18 protein-coding genes are annotated in these 23616 nt (G+C 64.0%); 11 read left to right on the top strand and 7 right to left on the bottom strand.

Going from position 1 to position 23616, the window contains the following annotated elements:
- Nucleotides 1–113 precede the first annotated feature (113 nt).
- The 4 genes from FJV83_RS12105 to FJV83_RS12090 all read right to left on the bottom strand — a co-directional run bounded on the left by FJV83_RS12105 (nt 114) and on the right by FJV83_RS12090 (nt 6097).
- Nucleotides 114–1463: an FAD-binding oxidoreductase gene (locus tag FJV83_RS12105; protein ID WP_142885284.1), complete on the bottom strand. Its 1350-nt coding sequence runs from the start codon at nt 1461–1463 to the stop codon at nt 114–116.
- Between the two features lie 2 nt (nt 1464–1465).
- Nucleotides 1466–2899: a UbiA family prenyltransferase gene (locus FJV83_RS12100; protein ID WP_142885283.1), complete on the bottom strand. Its 1434-nt coding sequence runs from the start codon at nt 2897–2899 to the stop codon at nt 1466–1468.
- A gap of 226 nt (nt 2900–3125) precedes the next feature.
- Entirely contained in the window at nt 3126–3389 is a 264-nt protein-coding gene (locus tag FJV83_RS12095; RefSeq protein ID WP_027145877.1) for a hypothetical protein, read from the bottom strand.
- A gap of 218 nt (nt 3390–3607) precedes the next feature.
- A complete protein-coding gene (locus FJV83_RS12090) occupies nt 3608–6097 on the bottom strand; it encodes a mechanosensitive ion channel family protein (RefSeq protein ID WP_095790912.1) in 2490 nt (829 codons plus the stop codon).
- 204 nt (nt 6098–6301) lie between these two features.
- Between FJV83_RS12090 and FJV83_RS12085 the strand changes: the two genes are divergently transcribed.
- From FJV83_RS12085 to FJV83_RS12070, 4 genes are read left to right on the top strand one after another with little or no spacing between them, the layout of a single operon-like run.
- Nucleotides 6302–7561, top strand: a complete 1260-nt coding sequence (locus tag FJV83_RS12085) for a sarcosine oxidase subunit beta (RefSeq protein ID WP_095773115.1) — start codon at nt 6302–6304, stop codon at nt 7559–7561.
- 24 nt (nt 7562–7585) lie between these two features.
- On the top strand, nt 7586–7882 hold the full coding sequence (locus FJV83_RS12080) for a sarcosine oxidase subunit delta (protein WP_142885281.1): 297 nt from the start codon (nt 7586–7588) through the stop codon (nt 7880–7882).
- Entirely contained in the window at nt 7879–10872 is a 2994-nt protein-coding gene (locus tag FJV83_RS12075) for a sarcosine oxidase subunit alpha (protein ID WP_142885279.1), read from the top strand. Before FJV83_RS12080 ends, FJV83_RS12075 begins: the two co-directional genes overlap by 4 nt.
- Entirely contained in the window at nt 10865–11452 is a 588-nt protein-coding gene (locus FJV83_RS12070; RefSeq protein ID WP_095772972.1) for a sarcosine oxidase subunit gamma, read from the top strand. Before FJV83_RS12075 ends, FJV83_RS12070 begins: the two co-directional genes overlap by 8 nt.
- Before the next feature lie 21 nt (nt 11453–11473).
- Here FJV83_RS12070 and FJV83_RS12065 read toward each other — a convergent pair whose 3' ends face one another.
- Nucleotides 11474–11884, bottom strand: coding sequence for a VOC family protein (locus tag FJV83_RS12065; RefSeq protein ID WP_142885278.1), 411 nt, complete (start codon nt 11882–11884; stop codon nt 11474–11476).
- Entirely contained in the window at nt 11881–12393 is a 513-nt protein-coding gene (locus FJV83_RS12060; protein ID WP_142885276.1) for a DMT family transporter, read from the bottom strand. Before FJV83_RS12060 ends, FJV83_RS12065 begins: the two co-directional genes overlap by 4 nt.
- An 86-nt stretch (nt 12394–12479) precedes the next feature.
- On the opposite strand from FJV83_RS12060, the gene FJV83_RS12055 reads away from it, so the two are divergent.
- Nucleotides 12480–13376: a LysR family transcriptional regulator gene (locus FJV83_RS12055; protein WP_142885274.1), complete on the top strand. Its 897-nt coding sequence runs from the start codon at nt 12480–12482 to the stop codon at nt 13374–13376.
- 165 nt (nt 13377–13541) lie between these two features.
- Nucleotides 13542–14984 (top strand): MFS transporter, encoded by a 1443-nt coding sequence (locus FJV83_RS12050; protein ID WP_095772974.1) that lies wholly within the window; start codon nt 13542–13544, stop codon nt 14982–14984.
- A gap of 35 nt (nt 14985–15019) precedes the next feature.
- On the opposite strand, the gene FJV83_RS12045 is transcribed toward FJV83_RS12050, so the two are convergent.
- Entirely contained in the window at nt 15020–15724 is a 705-nt protein-coding gene (locus tag FJV83_RS12045; RefSeq protein WP_185973328.1) for a nitroreductase, read from the bottom strand.
- A gap of 204 nt (nt 15725–15928) precedes the next feature.
- Here FJV83_RS12045 and FJV83_RS12040 point away from each other — a divergent pair, with 204 nt between their 5' ends.
- The 5 genes from FJV83_RS12040 to FJV83_RS12020 all read left to right on the top strand — a co-directional run bounded on the left by FJV83_RS12040 (nt 15929) and on the right by FJV83_RS12020 (nt 23564).
- Nucleotides 15929–16492, top strand: coding sequence for an XRE family transcriptional regulator (locus FJV83_RS12040; RefSeq protein ID WP_095772976.1), 564 nt, complete (start codon nt 15929–15931; stop codon nt 16490–16492).
- A 97-nt stretch (nt 16493–16589) separates the two neighbouring features.
- The gene (locus FJV83_RS12035) at nt 16590–19043 is read left to right on the top strand and encodes an FAD-dependent oxidoreductase (RefSeq protein ID WP_095787413.1); all 2454 of its coding nucleotides are present in this window, start codon (nt 16590–16592) and stop codon (nt 19041–19043) included.
- On the top strand, nt 19040–19939 hold the full coding sequence (locus FJV83_RS12030; RefSeq protein ID WP_142885271.1) for a homocysteine S-methyltransferase family protein: 900 nt from the start codon (nt 19040–19042) through the stop codon (nt 19937–19939). The genes FJV83_RS12035 and FJV83_RS12030 overlap by 4 nt, the downstream gene beginning before the upstream one ends.
- Nucleotides 19939–21120: a pyridoxal phosphate-dependent aminotransferase gene (locus FJV83_RS12025; protein ID WP_095790906.1), complete on the top strand. Its 1182-nt coding sequence runs from the start codon at nt 19939–19941 to the stop codon at nt 21118–21120. Before FJV83_RS12030 ends, FJV83_RS12025 begins: the two co-directional genes overlap by 1 nt.
- Nucleotides 21117–23564 carry an FAD-dependent oxidoreductase gene (locus tag FJV83_RS12020; RefSeq protein WP_142885269.1) on the top strand — a complete coding sequence of 816 codons (2448 nt, stop codon included), beginning with the start codon at nt 21117–21119 and terminating at the stop codon, nt 23562–23564. The genes FJV83_RS12025 and FJV83_RS12020 overlap by 4 nt, the downstream gene beginning before the upstream one ends.
- Nucleotides 23565–23616 lie beyond the last annotated feature (52 nt).

Raw genomic sequence — 23616 nt, 5'->3', positions numbered from 1 at the left:
AACCCCGTGATTTCCACTAATACAAAGCCCAAAAGATTTCGTGAACTCACAAGACTGTTTTAAGTAAATCTTGCAATTAACCGTCCGCTAACCACGATTCATTCCATTTTTATCTATTCGGCGGCCTCCACGCCGCGCCGCCGCAGGTCGATGCCGCCGGCCGTGCGCGCCCAGAAATCGGACATGAAGGCAGGATCGCGCAGCGCTTCCAGCCTCGGCCAGTCCGCGAAGGAAGCAGCAAAGATTGCCGCGCCCATGCGCGCATCCTTGTAGGGATTGACCGCCCCCCCGGCCGCGACCGTGATGCGGTCGAGTTCGCCAAGCAGGGCAAGCGTCGACGCTCCCTTGTTGGGGAAATCCAGCGTCAGCGTGTAGCCGGGGCGCGGGAACGACAGCAGCGCCGGCGATCGGATCGAACCGAAGCGCTTCAGCACGGTGAGGAAAGATCCTTGCCCGGCTCGCCGGGCCGCCGCGAGCAATTCCGGCACGACGCTGCGCGCCACCTCCTCCGGCACCACGCTCTGGTGCTGGAACAGCCCATTGGGACCATAGAGCCGGTTCCAGTCGCGCACGCCGTCGAGCGGAAAGAAAAAACCGTGGTAGCCGGTCTGGCGCGGCGCGGTCGCGCGACTTTTATTCCACCGGTAGGCGGCGTTGAAAGCAGTCAGGAACGGCCGGTTGAGCACATTGAAGGGCGGCTGGAACGGCACGGAAAGATTGCCGCCGGCGCGCGAGGCCGCATGCGAGCCGTGCTCGGCATGGTTGCCGGTAAACAGCAGCCCACGCCCATTGTTGCGGCCGCCGGCGAGCTGGTCGATCCAGGCCACCGCATATTCATTGGCCTGGTCGGCCGCCTCGGCCAGCTCGAAGAATTCGCCGAGATCACGAAATGGCGTCGTCTTCTCGACGATGTCGAGCGAAGGCACCCGCATGAGCTGGATCGAGGCTGAGAGCATCAGGCCAGTCAGGCCCATGCCACCGATGGTGGCCCGGAACAGGCGCGGATTGTCGGTGGCCGAGCAGCGATAGGTCTTTCGATCGGACCGCAGCAGCGTGAAGCTTTCGACATGGCAGCCGAACGTGCCGCGCCGATGGTGGTTCTTGCCGTGCACGTCATTGGCGATGGCGCCGCCGAGCGTGACGAACTGCGTGCCCGGAACCACCGCCGGGAAGAAACCGTAAGGTGCGGCGTACGCGATGATATCGGACAGCAGCACACCGGCATCCGCTTCGAGCACGCCCGTCTCGGCGTTGAAGGCGCGGATGTGGTTCAGCGTCCGCATATCGACGACCGTGCCGGCCTGGTTCTGGCAGGAATCGCCGTAGGAACGCCCGTTGCCATAGGCAAGCAGCGAGGCTTCCTTCGCCTGGCCACCCTTCAGCAGCGCGATGGCATCGTCGGCGTGGATCGCACGCGGCGCCGGCGGCGTGGCAAGGCCAAAGCTCCGAAAGCGTTCGGCCATGCCTACCAACCCCCGATGACCAGCAGCACGGCGCCGATCAGCACCACGATCTGGCTGCGCCAGTCACGGATGATGAAGACGACCGGGTCGTCATTCATCTCGTCGCGGCGCGCCAGGATCCAGACGCGCATGGTGAGGTAAAGCACGATGGGCGGCAGCGGCCAGATCAGCCACGGATGCGGGTAAAGCTCGCGCACCGCGACACTGTCCATGTAGAGCGCCAGAACCAGCGCCGAGGAGAAGGCGGAGGCCATGCCGGCCTGGGCGACGATCTCCTGGTCTTCCGTGCGATAACCGCGCCCGGCAATGCGTTCGCCGGGCGGAATGGCGGTTGTGCGCAGTTCGACGAAGCGTTTCACCAGCGCCAGCGACAGGAAGAAGAAGATCGAAAAGGCGAGCAGCCAGAACGAGACGGCGACGCCGGTCGCGGCCGCACCGGCGATCACTCGGATCGTGTAGAGGCCGGCAAGCGTCAGCACATCGACCAGCAGCATGCGCTTGAACGATAGCGAATAGGCCGTCGTGACGACCATGTAACCGCCAAGCACGGCCAGGAATTCAGGCGACAGGAACAGCCCGGTACCGACGCCGATCGTCAGCAGCACCGCGATGGCACCCAGACCGAACGGGATCGACAGCGCACCGCTGGCGAACGGCCTGTTGCACTTGGTGACATGCTTGCGGTCGAGCGCCAGATCGAAGAAATCGTTGAGGATATAGATCGCCGACGCTACCGCGCTGAACGAGACGAACGCCAGCAGGCATTCCCAGATCATGTTGGTGTTGAAATATTCGTGCGACAGCACCATCGGCACGGCGATCAGCGAATTCTTCAGCCACTGATGCACGCGCAGCATCTTGATGATGGTCCGCAAGGTCGGCCTTGGCGCCGGCATGGTTTCGGCGCCATGCACTGCCTGCCAGCGCGCCGCATGACGGTCGGGCGCGACGACGATTGCATTGCGCGCGGCGTCGAAGACCTGGAGATCATGGCGGCTGTTGCCGGCATAGTCGAAGCCGCCATCGCCATAGGCTGATATCAGCGAGGCGCGCTTCTTGCCGGAGGTGAGATTGTCGAGGCCGTCGGTCGCCAGCACACGGTCGAAAATGCCGAGATGGGCCGATATGGCGTCGGCGAATTTGCGCGGCGTACCGGTCGCCAGCACGATCTTGCGGCCTTCGCCGTGCTCGGCGCGCAGCCGGTCGAGCAGCGGCGCGCGATAGGGCAGCGTCGCGGGGTCGATATCGATGCGCTGTGCGATCGCCTGCTTCAGCCGCGCCGGCCCGGCGGCGGCCCAGAACGGCACCAGGAAGATATAGAGCGGGTTCTTCTTGAGGAGGAGGAACATGCCTTCCCACAACAGGTCGGTCGCGATCAGCGTGCCGTCGAGATCGACCGCAAGCGGTATTGCGTTCCTGTCCGACCGCGCATCCATGCCCGTCCTGCCCTGCCAGCCTATGATCCGGAACGCCGGAAACCCGTTGAGCGCCGCTTTTCGGCGTCTTGACGCTGGTATAGCGGGGTATGGCGCAGCGAACGTTAAAACGCCTGGTTGCAGGCGGCTGCCGCGGCGGTATTTCCGGCGTCATTGTTAAACAACAGCTACCGGAAACGATAAAAGGCCGAGCAAATGCCCGGCCTTTCCAATCATGGCGCCTGGGTTACTTGATGCGGGCGACGCCGCCCGAGATTTCGACGGTTTCCGAGCCGGTCAGGGCTTCAAGGTCACCGTTCGGCAAGGTGACGAAGCAGCCGTTCTGGCAGAATTCGACGGTTTCACCACCGGCCAGCGCAAGCTCGGTCTTGCTGCCGCCTTCCGTCACGACCAGCGTGCGGGTCTCGGCGTCCTTGTTGACCGCGCTGGCGGCATGGGCCGAGCCGCTCACGGCGAGCAAAGCCACGGCAGCGACGAGAGACTTCCACATGTTGCAATATCGGTGTTCCCACCGCCTCTGTTGCATTTCGCAAGGCATTTTCGCCCTTTGCATGGGAGCTTATATGAGATGGAAGCTGAACCGCAACTGAATGCCGCATTCATGCCGCAATTGGTTTTGGCCTGTCCGCAATCATACGCCCGACCCCGTCATTTTCGCTGGCCGGCACGATATGATGCGGGGCGGCAATGCGCTGACGGGAACCGACCCTAGCTGGGATCGGGCTTGCGCGCCTTGCGTCCGGATTTGGCGAGCCTTTTCGCTTCGGCCGCGGCTTCCACCTTCGCCTGTTCCTGTTCGGCGAAGTCGGCCTCGATCTTGTCGTCGTCGGTTGGCCAGGCCTTGGGCTTGTTCACCTCGACGACAGCGCGCGGCGTCGACGGAATCTCGATATGCTGGTCGTTGAATGTCTCCAGCACGGCAAAACGAATGTCGTTCTGCACGACGCTGCCGTTCATGATATCGGCCAGGAACACGCGGATTTCGAACTCCAGCGCGGCCGCGCCGAAATTGGAAAACAGCACGAAGGGCTCCGGGTTCTTAAGCACCATCGCATGGCTGCGCGCGATTTCCAGCAGCATGGCATGCACCTGCTTGACGTCGCTGCCATAGGCGACGCCGACCTTGATCTCGACACGGCCGAGCTTGTTGCGGTGCGTCCAGTTGCCGACGGCGTTGTTGATCAGGTTTGAATTGGGCAGGATCACCGACTGCCGTTGGAAAGTCTCGATCTCGGTGGCGCGCACGCTGATCTTCTTGACCGTGCCGCTGACGTCGCCGGCGACGATCCAGTCGCCGACCTTGAACGGCCGCTCGGCCAAAAGGATCAGGCCGGAGACGAAGTTGGAGACGACATTCTGCAGGCCGAAACCGATACCCAGGGAAAGGGCACCGGCGACCAGAGCGAGGCTGGAAAGATCAATGCCCGCCGCCGATATGCCGACCAGCCCCGCCAGCGCCACGCCGGCATAGCCGACGGCCAGCCGGATCGAGTTGCGCACGCCGGTATCGACCTTGCCGCGCGCCATCACCGAGCCGTCGAGCCAGCCCTGGAACCATCGCGTCAGGAAATAGCCGATGATGAAGACGACGATGCCCGAAAGGATGCCGGTGACCGAAATCGTCACGGAACCGATATTGATCCCGGTCGCCAGCTTGTAGGCCCAGGCCTGGATGTCGCCGGGCTGGAACCCCCACATCAGCAGGATAAGCGGCAGGAAAACCAGCACTATCAACAGGTTGATGGCAACACTGACGACGAGGCCGAGCTGATCGAGTGCCGTGTCCTCGTAGCTGGAATGGGTCGACAGCCAGCGCCCGACCGTGGTGTTGGCGAACGCCCCTTCCTCGCCGATCGCCCGCGCCGACAGGAAGCCGATATAGGCGGTGATCAGCGCCGTGCCGGTGACCACGACCTGCAGCGAGACGAACAGGGCAAGGCCGATATAGCCAAGCAGCGCGGCGATGATGGTGAACAGTCCAAGCGCCAGCGCCAGATAGCGCAGCCATGCCGGCCAGGGCCGCCAGCTTCCGTCGCGTGCCCTGAACGGCCGCAGCATGGCCATCAGGATCAGGATGATGCCGACGACGATGGTGGCGACGAAACTGCGCGCGATGGTCAGCGACAGCGGCGAGCCCATCTTGTCGTTGACGACAGACAGGAAGGTGTTGACGCTGATGACGACCGCCATGGCGGTCGACAGGCGCACCAGCCAGCGCGCCGCCCCGGTTTCGACCGGGATGAGGCGCCAGTTCGGCAGTTGCGGCTCAAGCGCGGCATTGGTCAGCCGGTTGACGCAGAAGATCACCCCGATGGCGGTTGCCAGTGCATTCAGAAAGACTCCGATGTCGCCGCGCAACACATTGTAATAATTGAAAAAGAACACCGTGGAGGCGAGGAATACGCCGACCGCCAGGGTCGGCAGCATGGTAGACCAGAAGGCCACCGACAGACGGCTGAGATAGGACGGGTCCTCGTTGGCGGGATCGGCCTCGAACACCCGCCCGAACAGCCGCCGGCCACCGACCAGCAGCACCAGCGCCAGGCCGAGCGCCACGAAGGTTGCCGCCAGGATGGCCTGGAACTTGAACTTGAACGCGAAGCTCAGCCAGGACGACACCGCCTTGTAAAAGTTGGCGTATTCCTCCTGGGCGTCGGAGAAGACCTGCGGGCTCAGCGCGTCCGACAGCACGTAGCGCTTGGTCAAAAGGTTGCGGAACAGCGCGCTGCGCATGTTGCCGATCTTGTCGACCAGCCCGCTGATGCGGATCGACAAGTTCTGCGCGCTGGCGACGACCGAGTTGATCTCGGCCTTTTCCGACGCCAGCGCCTGGCGCTCGCCGGTCACGATGTCGGGCTCCTGCGGCTGGCCCGCCGCCGGCGGCGGGCCGAGCACCTCGATACGATTGTTGATGTCAGTGAGGCGCGAACGGAACGCCAGCGCACTGGTCAGTGCCGCTCGCGACAGATCCTCAAGTTGCAGACGGATATCCACGAGCGAGGCATCGTCCTCGGCGTCCTGTTGGATTTTCTTCTCGAGATCGTCGGTCTTGGCCGTCAGGCCCTGGATGACTTTCTGCTGATCAGTGACCAGGCCGATGGAGCCCTGGCCAAGCGCCTGCGCCATCGCCTCGAACGAAGGCGACGCCGAAATGACCAGCGTGAAAACCAAAATGAGGCGAAGCAATCTCAAAAGCATGACTATCGGCGACTCACGGCGGCAAAGGCATTTAAAAAGCCTGTCCTTGATAAAGACGGCCATATCGTGGGGCAAGCCGTCGCATCCGATGGCGATCCGATCGCGATCCGAGCGTCGGCCAGTCGAAAGGCCATGGCGCAATATTGGCTTTGCGGATGCAGCCTGCTCTATAGTCTGCCGCATCGCTCGAACCGGATGACAATGATGGCAGAGTACTCGGCCTTTTCGCTGCTCGCGAACGCGCTCAAGGGAAACAAGGACTGGAAGCCGGCCTGGCGCAAGCCGGACCCGAAGGCTTCCTATGACGTCATCATCATTGGTGGCGGCGGTCACGGGCTGGCGACCGCCTATTATCTGGCCAAGGAGCACGGAATCACCAACGTCGCCGTGCTGGAAAAGGGCTGGCTCGGCTCCGGCAATGTCGGCCGCAACACCACGGCGGTGCGCTCGAACTATCTGCTGCCCGCCAACACCCGCTTTTACGAACATTCGATGAAGCTGTGGGAAGGCCTGTCGCACGAACTCAATTACAACGTCATGTTCTCGCAGCGCGGCTGCCTGAACCTGGCGCACACGCCGGCGCAGTTCGACGACTATGCCAGGCGCGGCAATGCCATGCGCCATCTCGGCGTCGATGCCGAACTGATGACGCCGGCGCAGATCAAACGCCTGATCCCGGCGCTCGATATCTCCAGCGATGCACGTTTTCCGGTGGTCGGCGGCCTGATGCAGCGGCGCGCCGGCACCGCCCGTCACGATGCGGTGGCCTGGGGTTATGCGCGCGGCGCCGACCGGCGCGGCGTCGACATCATCGAGAATTGCGAGGTCACCGGCTTCCTGCGCGATGGCGATCGCGTCATCGGCGTCACCACGTCGCGCGGCGACATCAGGGCCAGGAAGGTGGCGGTCGCCGTGGCCGGCAGCACCGGACGCGTCATGCAGTTGGCCGGCGTCGAAACGATGCCGATCGAGAGCCATGTGCTGCAGGCTTTCGTGACGGAATCGCTAAAGCCCTTCATCGACACGGTCGTGACCTTCGGCATGGGCCATTTCTATATGTCGCAGTCCGACAAGGGCGGCCTTGTCTATGGCGGCGATATCGACGGCTACAACAGCTACGCGCAGCGCGGCAACTTGCCCATCGTCGACGAGGTGATGAGCGAGATGCTGGCACTGTTTCCGGGCCTTGCGCGTGTGCGCATGCTGCGTTCGTGGGGCGGTGTCTGCGACATGTCGATGGACGGTTCGCCGATCATCACAACCGGTCCCCTGCCCGGCATGTATCTCAACTGCGGCTGGTGCTATGGCGGCTTCAAGGCGACGCCGGCCTCCGGCTGGACCTTTGCCTGGACCATCGCCAAGGATGAGCCACACGATTTCAACGCGCCGTTCACCCTCGATCGCTTCCACCGCGGCCTCGTCATCGACGACAAGGGCCAGGGCGCGAACCCCAGACTTCACTAAGCAAGGCTGCATTAGGAAAATCCGATGTTGATCACCTGTCCCTATTGCGGCCCGCGCGACGTCATCGAATTCACTTATCAGGGTGACGGCAACCGCGACCGTCCCGACCCGGCCTCGCAGAATTTCGAGGCGTGGAACGCCTATGTCTACGACCGGCTGAATCCGGCCGGCGACCACAATGAGATCTGGCAGCATTCCGGCGGTTGCCGCGCGCATCTGCGCGTCGTGCGCAACACGCTGACGCATGAGATTTCGAGCGTCGCCTTCGTGCGCGGCGATCATGCCTCGGCCGCGCGCCGCAAGGCGGAGGACAAGGCATGAGCCCGCGCCGCACCGACACTGGCGGCCGCATCGACCGGCTGAAGACGATTCGCTTCAGCTTCGACGGCGTTGCCTATACCGGCCATGCCGGCGACACGCTGGCCTCCGCCCTCCTGGCCAAGGGCATCACGCTTTTCGGCCGCTCGTTCAAATACCACCGTCCGCGCGGCCTGCTGACCGCGGGCGTGGAGGAGCCCAATGCGCTGGTGACGGTGCTGAAGGGCGAGGTGCGCGAGCCTAACATTCCAGCGACCATGGTCGAGATCCATGACGGGCTGGTGGCGATCAGCCAGAACCGCTTCCCTTCGCTGGCCTGGGACATCCATGCCGTCAACCAGCTCGGCGGCAAGATCCTGTCGGCCGGCTTCTACTACAAGACCTTCATGGGGCCGGTGATCGGTCCGCTGAAAGGCACGCGCTTCTGGATGTTCTGCGAGCACTTCATCCGCCGCGCCGCTGGTCTCGGCAGTGCCGGATCAGCGAAGGATCCCGCCCACTACGAACGCATGAACGCCTTTTGCGACGTGCTGGTGGTCGGCTCTGGGCCGGCCGGCCTGATGGCCGCCAAGGCGGCCGCCGATCAGGGCGCGCGCGTCATGCTGGCCGATCTCGAGCCGCGTTTTGGCGGCTCGACCAACTGGTCGAACGAAACCATCGATGGCGCGCCGGCCGCCGATTGGGCGCGGCGCACCGTCACCCAGCTCGAAGGCCGCGACAACGTCCGGCTTTTGCCGCGCACCACGGTATGGGGCTACTACGACAACAACACGCTTGCCGCGCTCGAACGCGTCAGCGACCACAAGGAACAACCCGCCAAGGGCGAACCGCGCCATCGCTATTGGGCGATCCGTGCCAGATCCGTGGTGCTGGCCACCGGCGCCTTCGAACGGCCATTGGTCTTCCCGGGCAATGACAGACCGGGCGTGATGCTGGCGCATGCGGCGGAGCGCTATGCCAACGAGTTCGGCGTGCTGCCGGGCGAGCGGATCGCGCTGTTCACCAACAATGACAGCGCCTATCGCGCGGCCATCGCCCTGAAGAAGGCCGGTGCGGCGATCGTCGCCATCGCCGACGTCAGGTCCGAGCTTTCGCCAGAGATGCGCAAGCTGGCCACGGAGGCCGAGGCCGATATCTTTGCCGGCCACGCCGTCGTCGCCACCGAGGGCGGCAAGGCGCTCTCCGGCGTCAAGGTGCAGCGTTTCGACATGGTCACTGGCGCGCTCACCGGCGATGAGCGCAGCATCCATGCCGACTGCCTGCTGATGTCGGGCGGCTGGTCGCCGACCATCCATCTGGCCAGCCAGGCCGGCGCCAAAGCGGAATGGAATGCCGCACGCCAGGCCTTCCTGCCGCCGAAGCCGGCGCAGCAATGGATCGGGGCCGGCGCTTTTACCGGCAGTTTTTCCACGGCCGAGGCGATCGCAGAAGGCCGCGCCGCCGGCCTTGCAGCAGCCGGCGGAACGAGCACGCCGGCGGCATTGCCCACGGTCGAAGCCGTCCACGGAGATCCCGATCCGGCGCCTGTCTTCGAGATCAGGGCCAAGGGCAAGAGCTTTGTCGACTTCCAGCATGACGTGACGGCTGAGGATGTCCGGCTGGCGCACCGCGAAGGCTTCGTCTCGGTAGAGCATCTCAAGCGCTACACCACGCTCGGCATGGCCACCGACCAGGGCAAGAGCTCCAATGTTCCCGGCCTGGCCATCATGGCCGAGGCGCTGGGCAAGCCGATCCCGGAAGTCGGCACGACGCGTTTCCGGCCGCCCTTTGCGCCGGTGTCGATCGGCTCGCTGGCGGCGGAGCGCTTTGGCGACCTGAAGCCCGAACGGCTGACGCCGATGCATGACTGGCACCTCGCCAATGGCGCGACCATGTATTCCGCCGGCCTCTGGTACCGGCCGATGATCTACGGGCTTTCAGGCGAAACGATCGAGCAGGCCTATGTGCGCGAAGCCAAGGCGACGCGCGAAAGTGCTGGCATCGTCGATGTCTCGACACTGGGCAAGATCGCCGTGCAGGGCCCCGATGCCGCAGCGTTTCTCGACCGCGTCTATACCAACATGTTTTCGACGCTCGCCGTCGGCAAGGCGCGCTACGGGCTGATGCTGCGTGAGGACGGCTTCGCCTTCGACGACGGCACCACCTGGCGACTGGGCGAACAGGATTTTCTGATGACCACCACCACGGCCAATGCCGGCAAGGTGATGCAGCATCTTGAATACTTCCTCGACGTGATCTGGCCCGACCTCAAGGTCCACGTCACCTCGGTGACCGACGAATGGGCGGGTGCGGCGATCGGCGGCCCGAAAGCCAGGCAGATCCTCGCCGCCTGCGTCACCGGCACCGCGGTCGACAATGCGATACTGCCCTTCATGGGCATCGTCCATGGCCAGATAGCGGGCGTGCCGGTGATGATCTGCCGGCTTTCCTTCTCCGGCGAAATGGCCTTCGAGGTCTATTCCGGCGCCGGCCACGGCATCCATGTCTGGGAAGCGCTGATCGAGGCCGGCAAGCCGTTCGGGCTGGTCACCTACGGGCTCGAGGCGCTGGGCACGATGCGCATCGAAAAGGGCCATGTCACCGGTGCCGAGATCGACGGCCGCACCACGGCGCGTGACCTGCATCTCGATTGGATGCTGTCGAAGAAGAAGCCGTTCATCGGCTCGGCGATGATGGACCGCGAAGGCCTGATCGCGTCCGACCGGTTGGAACTGGTCGGCCTGATCGCGCTCGACAACCGGCCGCTAAATGGCGGCGCGCACATTGTCGAGGCGTTGGACGAGACCAATCCGCACGGCTCGATTGGTCACATCACCGCCTGCTGCTATTCGCCGGCACTCGGCAAGCACATCGCGTTGGCGCTGGTCCAGGCCGGCAAGGCCAGGCACGGCACGCGTGCCCATGTCTCCGATCCGTTGCGCAATAGGTTCGGACCGGTCGAGATCGTCTCCAACCATTTCTACGATCCGGAAGGGACCCGCATGCATGGTTGAGCGCCAATCCCCCCTCGAGCCGGAGTTCCATGTCGGCTCGCATGGCAATTTCGAGCATGGCGTCGAGATACTCCTGACCGAGACCAGGCCGGGCTCGATCGTGCAGCTCGCCGCCTGGCCGGGCGAGGAGAAGAAACTGATTGCGGCCATCCGCACCGTCACCGGGCTGGCGCTGCCGGACGGCGCCGGCGGCGGCTCGAGCGACGGCGTGAAATCGGTGTTCGGCTTCGCGCCGGGAAAATTCACCGTGGCCGACGAGGCCGAAGGGCTGGCCGCTGCCTTCGCCAAGGCGGTGACACCGGCCATCGGCACGGTGACTGATCTGTCGCATGGCCGCACCGCCATCCGCATCGCCGGGCCGAAGGCCGAATGGGTGCTGGCGAAATTCTTCGCCATCGACTTCGCGCTGCCGGCCTTCCCGGTCGGCGCCGGCCGCTCGACGGCTCACCACGACGTCTTCGCCCAGATCCAGCGCACCGGCGCCGACCAGTTCGACATCTACGTCTTCCGCTCCTTCGCGCGTTCGTTCTGGAAGGCGCTTTGCCATGCCAGCGAGGAAGTCGGCTACGAGGTGCAGTAGGGCCACCTCCTCCGGTGCCGGCTAGGATTGCTGCGCGACGGCGTGCCAGTCGACGTTCTGCAGGACAACACGATAGCCGTCGCAATCCTCGAAGGTGATGCCTTGCCTGTCCCAAAAGGGATTGAAGGACGGCACCGCGGCGTAGCCATGGTCCTTCATGCGCTGGATGGCCGCCTCCCAGGCGTCACGATCCGGCATGTAGAAGACAACCAGATTGTCTGCTGTGGGCGCCCTGCCCGCTTCATGACCATGGGCGTGGGTAAATTCGAAATGATAGGCGTCGCCGGGCTGCCCGAGCATGACGCCGTCGAAGCCATCGTGATCGCTGAAGCGAAACAGCTCCTGAAGGCCGAGACCATCCCGGTAGAAACGGATGACCGCCGCCAGATCGTTGGTCGGCCGCGCCACTCGCAGGACGATCTGAGGTTTCATTTGCTGTCTCCTTTTTTGTCCGGATTGAAGTCGAGTTGGCTTGCCCGTGGCGCAATCGTGCTTGCCCATTGCGTCACCACGAGCCCGCCAATGATCAGCGCAAGTCCGGCAAAACGAGCGACGGTCACTGGCCGATGGGCAAAGCTCATCAAGGCGAAATGATCGATGACCAATGACGCGGCCATCTGGCCTGCAATCACGGCAACGATGAAGCTCGCGGCACCGAGCTTCGGTGCCAGAAGCAATGCGGCAGTGATGTAGGCCACGCCTGCCGCACCGCCGATCCAGATCCACCACGGACCTTTGACTGCCATCCCGACGGCGGGAACGGGCAGCTTGAAGCCTATCATGACCGGGACGATCAACACGGCGCTCACACCCAGAGAAACGAAGGTTGCCCAGAGCGGGTGACCGAGCAGGCGGCCAAGCATGGCGTTCGCCCCAGCCTGGAAGGGAACGGCGGTCCCTGCCAGCAGGGCGGCGATCAGAAAGGAAAAGGTGCTGGCCATGAGATTGTCTCCATATCGATCATGGCCGACTACATCATCAGGTTCACATATGGAAATTCGATTGTCGTACACATAGTATGCATGAAATGAATAATCTGGCCGCTATCGATCTAAACCTGCTCGTCGTACTGGAGGCCTTGCTGGCCGAACGCCACGTTTCGCGGGCGGCAATCCGCTTGAACAAGAGTCAGCCCGCTGTCAGCCATGCGCTCGCCAGGCTGCGTCACCTTCTCGATGACCCGCTGCTGGTGAGGCGGCAAGGGGGCCTCGAGCCGACGGCGCGCGCCATGGAAATCAGCCCGGCGCTCACCGAGGCACTCGATCGCATGCGGCACCTTCTGGCGCCGGCTGGCTTCGACCCGGCAACGGAGCGCCGAACGTTTCGGCTCGCCATGTCGGACTATGGCGCGGCGGTCATCCTGCCGGCCCTGCTGCCGCTCATGCGGGCGCAGGCACCGCAGGTCGATCTCATGGTCAGCCAGGCGAGCCGCGAGGTCATGGTTTCGCAAATCGTCGACGGCGAGATCGATCTGGCCTTTGGCGTCTTTCCCGACCTGGATCGATCCGTGCGCTCGCATCGCTTGTTCGACGAGCGTTTTGCCTGTCTCGCCGATGCGGCAAGTCTTGGCGGCAGAAAGACGATGGATCTAGCGACTTATCTTGAACGGCCGCACGCGCTGGTCGATTTGCGGCCCGAGCGCCAGAGCGAGGTCGACAAGGCCCTGGCCGGATTGGGCCGCAAGCGGCGGCTCTGCCTCATCATCCCGCATTGGGGCGTCGGGCCACACCTGATCGCCGGCACCGACCTGGTTCTTACCATCGCCAGCCGGATACTTCCGGCGCCGGACAATCGGATTTGCGTGTTCGCCCCGCCTTTCGAAATCCCGGCCTTTCAGTTCACGCAGATCTGGCACAAGCGACGCGACGGCGACCCGGCGCACCAATGGCTGCGGTCGCAGATTCAGCATCTGCTTGACGGTTGAGCAGGCTGAGCGGCGCGACATCGCTTCTGGCCTCAATGCCGGCCGGTTCTGCCGCTAGAGAATCGCACAGTGGGCGGCCATGGTGGAAAACGTGGCCGCCAGATCGGCCCAAGGGATAAAAATCCCGTCTCAGGCTCGGCACATTCGTTTGGTTCGAACATTCCCATGACCGCAGAACTATCCGCCGGCGCCACGGATCGCGCCGATGTGTCGGCCCGAGCCTTGCTCCTGCTGCCGCTGACGGTCGCTTGCGGTGTGTTCATGACCAGCCTCGACCAGAATGTCGTGGTGACGGCGCTGCCCGGTATCGGCGAAAGCCTCGCCCGCCCGCCGAGCCAGCTCGGTTTGCTGATCACCGTCTATGTCGCCAGCCTGATCATCTCGATGCCGCTCGGCGGCTGGGCGGCCGACCGCTTCGGCCTGCGCAACGTCTACTGCTTTGCCTTGCTGGTGTTCGCCACCTCCTCGGCGCTCTGCGGCCTGTCTGATAACATCTGGACACTGGTCGGCGCCCGCGCGCTGCAGGGATTTGGCGGGGCGCTGATGGGCACGCTCGGCCAGGTCGTCATCCTGTCGAGCTTTCCGCGCAACCGGACGCTGAAGATCAACATGTATATCTCGGTCGCCAGCCAGACGGGACCGCTGGTCGGGCCGCTCGTCGGCGGCGCGCTGACCACCTACATTTCCTGGCGCTGGATCTTCTTCATCAACGTCCCGTTCGCGCTGGCGGCGGCGGTCCTTGCCGCCTCGCTGTTCCCGACGGTGACCAAGCCCGTTCGCACGCGGTTCGATTTTCCAGGCTTCCTGCTGGTCGGCAGCGGCATGATCCTGCTGGTGTTCGGCATGGACTCGCTTGCTGCCAAGGACGCCGCCGGCGGCATGATTGCCGGCGAACTGGCGCTGGCGGTCATCATCTTGTCGGTTGCCTCGCTCTACTGCCTGCGCGTGCCAAATCCCTTGCTCGACCTCAAGCTCCTGCGCATCCGCACCTTCCGCATCTCCTTCCTCACCGGCGGCGGGCTGGACACGATCGGGCTGAGCTCCGTCGCCTTCCTGCTGCCGCTGATGTTCCAGCTCGGCTTCGGCATGAGCGCGGTGCAGGCGGGATCGCTGACCTTCGTTGCCGCGCTCGGCTCGGTGATCATGCGTTTCTTCATGCCGCGCGTCCTCAACCGGTTCGGCTTCCGCCTTGTCCTGGTCTTCAACACGCCTGTCGTTGCCGCCATGGTCGCCGGCTTTGCCTTGATGCAGGCGACGACGCCGGTGTGGATCGTGCTTGGCTATATCTTTGCTTTCGGCGTTTTTCGGTCCGTCCAATGGGCCTCGACCGGCAACCTCGCCTATTCCGACATAGCCCCCGACCAGCTCGCCCGCTTCAGCGCGCTCTACTACATCCTCTGGCAGCTCGCGGTGGCGGTCAGCGTCGGCCTGGCGGCGGCCATGCTATCGTTCCTGGCCGGCGGCGGGCCTGCCGTGACCAATGACTTCCGGATCCTGTTCGCGATCGAGGGCATCATCACGCTCTGCGCGCTGTTTGCCTATCTCAAGCTGACACCGCGGGACGGCGCCCATGTCAGCGGACATGGCATGCAGATGAATACGGAATAGCCACCATACGCCGCCGATTTCCTTCGGCGACCGCTCTATTCGCTGAACGACACCCACTCTTCCAGCGGCACGCGGTCGGTGCGGAAGGCGTTTTCCGGCTTGGAGGTGTCCTCATAGCCGAGCGCCATGCCGCAGACGACGATCTCCTCGTCGGGAATGTTGAGCACCGACCGGATCTGCCGATGATAGGGCGCGAAGGCGGCCTGCGGGCAGGTGTGCAGGCCCCTGCCCCGCGCAGCGACCATGATGTTCTGCAGGAACATGCCGTAGTCAATCCACGAACCCTGGTTGAGCCGGCGGTCAATGGTGAAGATCATGCCCACCGGCGCGTCGAAGAAGACGAAGTTGCGGTCGTGCTGGGCACGCATCCTGTCGACCTCGCGGCGGCCGATGCCGAGCGCGCCGTAAAGGCCGAAACCGTTAGCGCGTCGCCGCGTCAGATAAGGTTCGAAGAACTGGGTGGGATAGTAGCGATACTCGTCCCAGTCGGCCTTTTCGGCGCGGATACCGGAATTCAGAACGGCGTCCGATATACGCTGCTTGGTCTCGCCCTTGGTGACGTAGACCCGCCATGGCTGCATGTTGGTGCCGGACGGCGCGCGTGCCGCAACCGCCAGAATGTCGCGAACGGTGTTGTCGTCGACCATGTCGGGCAGAAATGCGCGCACCGAACGGCGCGACACGATCGCCTCGTCGACGATCTCGGCCTCATCCGCTATTCGAGCCTTCTTTTCCAACATGGGCCGTCCCTTAGCCATTGCGTCGATCGGACGTCCCCACTCGCCGCTTGCGGCGGAGCCTTTGCATGAACCGTCAAAATCCTGCAAGCAAATCTTGAGCATTGGTGAAAATCTACTTGATTTTTTCATGAGCTTGATTTCTCATGAAATTCGGATTGAATTTTTCATGAAGTGAGCGTTTTGGCGTCTCCTACCGCACGAACATTGCAGGGACCTGACGAACGCGTGCTGGCCGGCGATATCAGGGCGCTGCGCCGGGCACGCGGGCTGACGCTCGCCGAAATCGCCCTGAAGCTTGGCCGTTCGGTCGGCTGGGTCAGCCAGGTCGAACGCGGCCTGTCGACGCCGTCGCTCAGCGACCTCAGGGCGTTCGCCGAACTGTTCGGTGTGCCGATCAGCCTGTTCTTCAGCCATGACGTGCCGGTCGAAAGCGAGCGCGGCGTGGTGGTGCGCGCCGGCAGGCGCCGCACGCTTGGCACCAGCGAATCCGGCCTGGTGGAAGAACTCCTGTCGCCCGATCTCGGTGGTAGCTTCGAGATGGTGCGCTCGATCTTCGCGCCGGGCGCGGAGATGAAGACCGAGCAGCTGCGGCCGACCGAGGAAGCCGGATATCTCGCCTCGGGTATTTTCGAGATCGAGATTGCGGGCGTCTGGCACCGGCTCGGCGAAGGCGATTCCTTCCGCTTCGAAGGCAAGCCCTATCGCTGGCGCAATCCAGGCACCGAGCCGGCGGTTGTCATCTGGGTGGTTTCGCCGCCGGTTTATTGACATGCATGTCGCCCAAAACTGTGCAGCGGTTTTGGCATAACGACATGCATCACAACAAAAAAGGAAGCGCAACGCGCTTCATTTCTGGGAGAAGAAGATGGCGGGTTTGCCGAGCACGGCGCGCGTGGTGATCATCGGAGGTGGCGTCGTCGGTACCTCCTCGCTCTATCATCTCGCCAAGGCGGGCTGGACCGACTGCGTGCTCCTGGAAAAGAACGAGCTGACATCGGGCTCGACCTGGCATGCAGCCGGTAATGTGCCGACCTTCTCCTCGTCCTGGTCGCTGATGAACATGCAGCGCTATTCGACCGAGCTTTACCGCGGGCTGGCCGACGCGGTCGACTATCCCATGAATTACCACGTCACCGGCTCGCTGCGCCTTGCCCATACGAAAGAGCGCATGCAGGAATTCCAGCGCGCCAAGGGCATGGGCCGCTACCAAGGCATGGATATCGACGTGGTCGGCGTCGACGAGATCAAGGGCCGTTACCCCTTCATCGAGACGCACGACCTGAAGGGCGCGCTCTATGACCCGAGCGACGGCGACATCGACCCGGCGCAATTGACCCAGGCGCTGGCCAAGGGCGCGCGCGACCTGGGTGCGAAAATCATCCGCTTCTGTCCCGTCACCGGCGTGCGCCGCGAGAAGGACGAATGGGTGGTGGCCACACCGCAGGGCGAGATCCGCTGCGAGATCGTTGTCAACGCCGCCGGTTACCGTGCCGCCGAAGTCGGCAGGATGGTCGGTCGCGAAGTGCCGATGATGGTGATGAGCCATCAGTACATATTGTTCGAGGAAATCCCCGAACTCGCCGCATGGTCGAAGGAACAGGGCAAGAAACTGCCGCTGCTGCGCGATGTCGATACGTCCTACTATCTGCGCCAGGAAAAGGCCGGCATGAATCTCGGCCCCTATGAGCGCAATTGCCGTGCGCATTGGGCTGATCACAACGATCCGATGCCGGAGGATTTTTCCTTCCAGCTCTTCCCCGACGATCTCGACCGGCTGGAACATTATCTGGCAGACGCCGTCGCCCGCGTGCCGATCCTGGGCACGGCCGGCTTGTCCAAGGTCATCAACGGACCGATCCCCTATGCGCCGGACGGCAATCCGTTGATCGGCCCCATGCCCGGTGTGCCCAACGCCTTCGAGGCCTGCGTCTTCACCTTCGGCATCGCCCAGGGCGGCGGCGCCGGCAAGGTGCTGGCCGAATGGGTCACCCAGGGCCAGACCGAATGGGATATGTGGTCCTGCGATCCGCGCCGCTTTACGTCCTTTGCCTCGGCGCCGGACTATTGCATCGCCAAGGGCATGGAAATCTACGGCAATGAATACGCCATCCAGTTCCCGCGCCATGCCTGGCCGGAAGGGCGAGACCGCAAGCTGTCGCCGATCCACGACCGCACGAAGGCACTTGGCGGTCGCTTCGACGCCTATAATGGCTGGGAACGCGCCACCTGGTACGCGCAACCCGGCGACGACATTTCCGAGGAGGCAACACTGACCTTCCGTCGCGACGGACCCTGGCAACAGCGCGTGCGCGAAGAATGCCTGGCAGTGCGCGACGCCGCCGGCATCCTCGATCTGCCCGGCTTCTCGCGCTTCAACCTCGAGGGCCCCGGCGCCGCCGAATGGCTGAGCCTGCAGGTCACCGGCCTAGTGCCGAAGCCCGGCCGCATCGGCCTTGTCTATTTCGCGGACGACAAGGGCCGCATCGTCACCGAAATGTCGGTCGTTCGCCACGGCGAGGACCAGATGACGCTGATCACCGCGGCGGTCGCGCAATGGCATGATTTCGAATGGCTGAAATCCCGCATGCCGGGGGATGCGGCCTTCGCCCTGACCGACCGGACCGAGGACTATTCCACCCAGATCCTGGCCGGTCCCAATTCGCGGAAAATCCTGGCCGATGTCAGCGACGCCGATCTCACTCTGCCGTGGCTGACGCATCAGGAAACTGAGATAACAGGCCGCTGGGCCAAGCTCGTTCGCGTCTCCTTCGCAGGCGAACTCGGCTGGGAAATCCACACCAAGACCGGCGACACCGCCACCATCTTCGACGCCATCTGGGCGGCCGGGCAGAAGCACGGGCTGAAACCCTTCGGCATGTACGCGCTGGATTCGCTCAGGCTTGAAAAAGGCTACCGCACCTGGAAGGGTGATCTGTCGACCGACTATTCCATCCTGCAGGGCGGGCTCGAGCGCTTCGTCAAATGGGAGAAGCCCGATTTCCGGGGCAAGGCAGCGCTGCAGAACGAGAAGCAGCAAGGCGTGAAGAAGCGCTTCGTCACGCTGGTCGTCGAAAACCCAGGCGATTGCGACGCGCCCTACATGTCGACGCTGTGGCATGGCGGCCAGATCGTCGGCGAGACCACCTCGGGCGGCTGGGGCCATCGCATCGACAAGTCGATCGCGCTCGGCATGCTGCGGATGGATTTGACCGAGCCCGGCACCTCCGTCGAGGTCGAAATCTTCGGCGATCGTTTCCAGGCGGTCGTGCAGAAGGACGAGCCGCTCTGGGATCCCAGGAACGAGAGGCTGCGCGCATGAAGAATGTCATCCTCACCGATGGCGGCATGGGCCAGGAACTGGTCCGGCGAAGCAAATCCGAGCCGACGCCGTTGTGGTCGGCCAGGGTCCTGATCGACGAACCCGATCTGGTGCGCGACCTGCATGCCGAATTCATCCGCGCCGGCGCGCGCGTCATCACCATCAACACCTATTCGGCGACACCTGAACGCCTGGCGCGCGAGGGGGCCGAGGACCTGTTCAAGCCGTTGCAGAAGCGCGGCATCGAATTGGCCAGGCAGGCCTGTGACGAAGCCGGCGAGGCAGCGATCGCCGGCTGTCTGTCGCCGCTTTTCGGCAGCTACGCCCCGGCGCTGACCATTTCCTACCAGGAGACGCTCGACATCTACCGCCGCATCGTCGCGGAGCAGGCCGACGGCGTCGATCTGTTCCTCTGCGAAACCATGGCCTCTGCCGATGAGGCGCGCGCGGCCGTCACCGCGGCATCGGAAAGCGGCAAGCCGGTCTGGGTGTCGTGGACGCTCGCCGATCACGGCGCGCCGCGACTGCGCAGCGGTGAAACAATAGCCGCCGCGGCAAACGCGCTCGATGGCATGCCGATAGCGGCGCGGCTGCTCAACTGCTGCCGGCCGGAAGCGATCGCCGCCGCCTTGCCTGACCTGATCGACCTCGGCGGCCCGGTCGGCGCCTATGCCAATGGCTTCACCTCCACCGAGGCGCTGAAGCATGGCGGTACCGTCGATGTGCTGCACGCCCGCCACGACCTCGGCCCAGACGCCTATGCCGAGCAAGCGATCGGCTGGGTGCAGGCAGGTGCCGACATCGTCGGCGGCTGCTGCGAAGTCGGCCCCGCCCATATCGCCGCACTGCGCGGCCGGCTCGAACAGGCCGGCTACCAGATATCAGGAGTTCAGTGATGCCCAGACCATCGTCTCGCATTTCCGGCATCGTGCCTTCGGGCAAGGATGGCTGGGAGGTTCATTTCGCCGCCTGGACCCGCAAGGAAGCCGGCGAAGACATCATCATGCTGTCGGTCGGCGACCACGACTTCGACACGCCTTCGCAAACGATCGAGGCCTGCGTGACCGCGGTTCGCGGCAGCAACCACCACTATACCCCGCTTCCCGGCCTGCCGCGCCTGCGCCAGGCCATGGCGGCCGCCTCCAGCGCCTGCACCGGCGTCGAGACGACGCCTGATCAAGTCATCGCCACGCCGGGCGGCCAGGCCGCCCTTTATGCGGCCGTGCAGGCCGTTCTCGACCAGGGCGACCACGCCATCGTGGTGGCACCCTATTATGCCACCTATCCCAATACGTTCAGCGCCGCCGGCGCCAGTTTCACCGTCGTCGAGACGCCGGCCGAGGATGGGTTTCAACCCCGCGCCGACATGATCCGCGCGGCCCTCAAGCCCAACACGCGCGCCATCCTGATCAACACGCCGAACAATCCGACGGGTGCGGTCTATTCGCGCGAGCGGCTGGAACAGCTGGCGCAAATCTGCAGGGAGCACGATCTCTGGCTTTTGTCTGACGAGGTCTACTGGACGCTGGGCGGCGGCGAGCATGTCTCGCCACGCTCACTGCCCGGTATGGCCGAGCGCACGCTGGTCATCAATTCCATGTCCAAGAGCCATGGCATGACCGGCTGGCGCATGGGCTGGCTGACCGGTCCGCAGGATATGATCACGCTGCTCATCAACCTCAATCTAGTGACGACCTACGGCCTGCCGGCCTTCATCTCGATCGCCTGCGCCGAGGCGCTTGAGAACCGTTACGGCGTCAAGGAGATCGCCGAGCGCTACGCGGCGCGCCGGACCGTCCTGCTGGATGCCGTGCGCGGCATGAACAATGTCAGCGTGCACGGTTCCGAAGGCGGCATGTATGTCATGCTCGACATATCCGATGTCGAACCCGACGACGAAAAATTCGCCTGGGCCCTTCTCGACCAGGAGAAGGTCGGCGTGATGCCCGGCTCCAGCTTCGGCAAAGCCGCCGCCGGCCACATCCGCATCAGCCTCTGCCAGCCCGAGGCCGTACTGCAGGAAGCGGCCGCTCGGCTGCGCCGTTTTGCTTCCACCTATCGCCGCGAGGCCGCATGACCAAGACCGTCCCTGCCAAGGCCCGCGCGGTGATCATCGGCGGCGGGGTTTCCGGCTGTTCTGTCGCCTATCACCTGGCCAAGCTCGGCTGGACCGACATCGTGCTCCTGGAACGCAAGCAACTGACCTCGGGCACGACCTGGCACGCCGCCGGTCTGATCGGCCAGTTGCGCGGTTCGCAGAACATGACGCGGCTGGCGAAATATTCGGCCGACCTCTACGTCAAGCTGGAAGCCGAGACAGAGGTCGGCACCGGCATGCGCCAGGTCGGCTCGATCACCGTTGCGCTGACCGAGGAGCGCAAGCACGAGATCTACCGGCAGGCATCGCTGGCGCGCGCCTTCGACGTTGACGTGCGCGAGATTTCGCCGAATGAAGTCAAGCAGATGTATCCACATCTCAATGTTTCGGACGTCGTCGGCGCCGTGCATCTGCCGCTCGATGGCCAGTGCGACCCCGCCAACATCGCCATGGCCCTGGCCAAGGGCGCTCGCCAGCGCGGCGCCACCATCGTCGAGAATGTGAAGGTCACCAAAGTCCACACCAGGAATGGCCGCGTTACCGGCGTGTCGTGGGCGCAGGGTGACGAACAAGGCATGATCGAAGCCGACATCGTCGTCAATTGCGCCGGCATGTGGGCCCGCGAACTCGGTGCCCAGAACGGCGTCACCATTCCGCTGCACGCCTGCGAGCATTTCTATCTCGTCACCGAGCCGATCCCCGGCCTCTCCCGCCTGCCGGTGCTGCGCGTTCCGGATGAGTGCGCCTACTACAAGGAAGACGCCGGCAAGATGATGCTCGGCGCCTTCGAGCCGGTGGCAAAACCCTGGGGCATGGACGGCATCCGCGAGGATTTCTGCTTCGACCAATTGCCCGATGATATGGACCATTTCGAGCCGATCCTCGAAATGGGTGTCAACCGCATGCCGATGCTGGCCACCGCTGGTATCCACACCTTCTTCAACGGCCCCGAAAGTTTCACGCCTGACGACCGCTATTATCTCGGCGAGGCGCCGGAATTGCGGGGCTACTGGATGGCGACCGGCTACAATTCGATCGGCATCGTCTCCTCGGGCGGCGCCGGCATGGCGCTGGCGCAGTGGATCAACGATGGCGAAGCGCCCTTCGACCTATGGGAGGTCGACATCCGCCGCGCCCAGCCGTTCCAGAAGAACCGCCGCTATCTCAAGCAGCGCGTCTCCGAAACGCTCGGCCTGCTTTACGCCGACCATTTCCCCTATCGGCAGATGGCGACATCGCGCGGTGTGCGCCGCTCGCCCCTGCATGAACACCTGAAGGCGCGCGGCGCCGTGTTTGGCGAGGTCGCCGGCTGGGAGCGAGCCAACTGGTTCGCCCGCGAGGGACAGGAGCGCGAATACCGCTATTCCTGGAAGCGGCAGAACTGGTTCGACAACCAGCGCGACGAGCATCTGGCGGTCCGCAACAAGGTCGGCCTGTTCGACATGACCTCGTTCGGCAAGATCCGTATCGAGGGCCGCGATGCCTGTGCCTTCCTGCAGAGGCTGTGCGCCAACGATATGGATGTGGCGCCGGGCAAGATCGTCTACACCCAGATGCTCAACCAGCGCGGCGGCATCGAGAGCGACCTCACCGTGTCCAGGCTCTCGGATACGGCCTACTTCCTCGTCGTTCCAGGCGCCACGCTACAGCGCGATCTGGCCTGGCTGCGCCGGCATGTCGGCGAGGAGTTCGTGGTCATCACCGATGTCACGGCGGCCGAAAGCGTGCTCTGCCTGATGGGTCCGGATGCGCGAAAGCTGATCCAGAAAGTCAGCCCCAACGATTTCTCCAACGAGAACAATCCGTTCGGCACGTTCCAGGAGATCGAGATCGGCATGGGACTGGCCCGCGCCCACCGCGTCACCTATGTCGGCGAACTCGGCTGGGAGCTCTATGTCTCGACCGACCAGGCCGCCCATGTCTTCGAGGCGATCGACGAGGCGGGTGCGGATGTCGGTCTGAAACTCTGCGGCCTGCACACGCTGGATTCCTGCCGCATCGAAAAGGCCTTTCGGCATTTCGGCCACGACATCACCGACGAGGACAATGTGCTGGAAGCCGGCCTCGGCTTCGCGGTGAAGACCGCAAAGGGCGATTTTCTCGGCCGCGATGCGGTGCTGAAGAAGAAGGAAGCCGGATTGAACCGCCGGCTGGTCCAGTTCCGGCTGAACGACCCGCAGCCGCTGCTCTTCCACAACGAAGCCATCCTGCGCGACGGCAAGATCGTCGGCCCGATCACCTCGGGCAATTACGGCCATTATCTCGGCGGTGCGATTGGGCTCGGCTATGTGCCGTGCCAGGGCGAGAGCGAGGCGGATGTGCTGGCCTCGACCTTTGAGATTGAGATCGCCGGCGAGCGGTTCGCAGCGGAGGCCTCGCTGAAGCCGATGTATGACCCAAAGGCGGAAAGGACGAGGATGTAGCGCAGTCCTGTCCTTCTCCCCTTGTGGGAGAAGGTGGATCGGCGCGCAGCGC

Origin of the sequence: Mesorhizobium sp. WSM4307 (assembly GCF_007003945.1) — a bacterium.
In the GTDB taxonomy this organism is placed as follows: domain Bacteria; phylum Pseudomonadota; class Alphaproteobacteria; order Rhizobiales; family Rhizobiaceae; genus Mesorhizobium.
Note: the sequence above shows the minus strand (reverse complement) of the source record. Positions and strands in the feature narration are given on the sequence as shown.

Bases quoted from the DNA above. Each gene is read 5' to 3' on its own strand.
- FJV83_RS12055 (WP_142885274.1), top strand. From the start codon at position 12,480: ATGAATAATCTGGCCGCTATCGATCTAAACCTGCTCGTCGTACTGGAG.
- FJV83_RS12025 (WP_095790906.1), top strand. From the start codon at position 19,939: ATGCCCAGACCATCGTCTCGCATTTCCGGCATCGTGCCTTCGGGCAAG.
- FJV83_RS12095 (WP_027145877.1), bottom strand. From the start codon at position 3,389: ATGTGGAAGTCTCTCGTCGCTGCCGTGGCTTTGCTCGCCGTGAGCGGC.
- FJV83_RS12075 (WP_142885279.1), top strand. From the start codon at position 7,879: ATGAGCCCGCGCCGCACCGACACTGGCGGCCGCATCGACCGGCTGAAG.
- FJV83_RS12100 (WP_142885283.1), bottom strand. From the start codon at position 2,899: ATGGATGCGCGGTCGGACAGGAACGCAATACCGCTTGCGGTCGATCTC.
- FJV83_RS12090 (WP_095790912.1), bottom strand. From the start codon at position 6,097: ATGCTTTTGAGATTGCTTCGCCTCATTTTGGTTTTCACGCTGGTCATT.
- FJV83_RS12080 (WP_142885281.1), top strand. From the start codon at position 7,586: ATGTTGATCACCTGTCCCTATTGCGGCCCGCGCGACGTCATCGAATTC.
- FJV83_RS12065 (WP_142885278.1), bottom strand. From the start codon at position 11,884: ATGAAACCTCAGATCGTCCTGCGAGTGGCGCGGCCGACCAACGATCTG.
- FJV83_RS12060 (WP_142885276.1), bottom strand. From the start codon at position 12,393: ATGGCCAGCACCTTTTCCTTTCTGATCGCCGCCCTGCTGGCAGGGACC.
- FJV83_RS12105 (WP_142885284.1), bottom strand. From the start codon at position 1,463: ATGGCCGAACGCTTTCGGAGCTTTGGCCTTGCCACGCCGCCGGCGCCG.
- FJV83_RS12070 (WP_095772972.1), top strand. From the start codon at position 10,865: ATGGTTGAGCGCCAATCCCCCCTCGAGCCGGAGTTCCATGTCGGCTCG.
- FJV83_RS12030 (WP_142885271.1), top strand. From the start codon at position 19,040: ATGAAGAATGTCATCCTCACCGATGGCGGCATGGGCCAGGAACTGGTC.
- FJV83_RS12050 (WP_095772974.1), top strand. From the start codon at position 13,542: ATGACCGCAGAACTATCCGCCGGCGCCACGGATCGCGCCGATGTGTCG.
- FJV83_RS12020 (WP_142885269.1), top strand. From the start codon at position 21,117: ATGACCAAGACCGTCCCTGCCAAGGCCCGCGCGGTGATCATCGGCGGC.
- FJV83_RS12045 (WP_185973328.1), bottom strand. From the start codon at position 15,724: ATGTTGGAAAAGAAGGCTCGAATAGCGGATGAGGCCGAGATCGTCGAC.
- FJV83_RS12035 (WP_095787413.1), top strand. From the start codon at position 16,590: ATGGCGGGTTTGCCGAGCACGGCGCGCGTGGTGATCATCGGAGGTGGC.
- FJV83_RS12085 (WP_095773115.1), top strand. From the start codon at position 6,302: ATGGCAGAGTACTCGGCCTTTTCGCTGCTCGCGAACGCGCTCAAGGGA.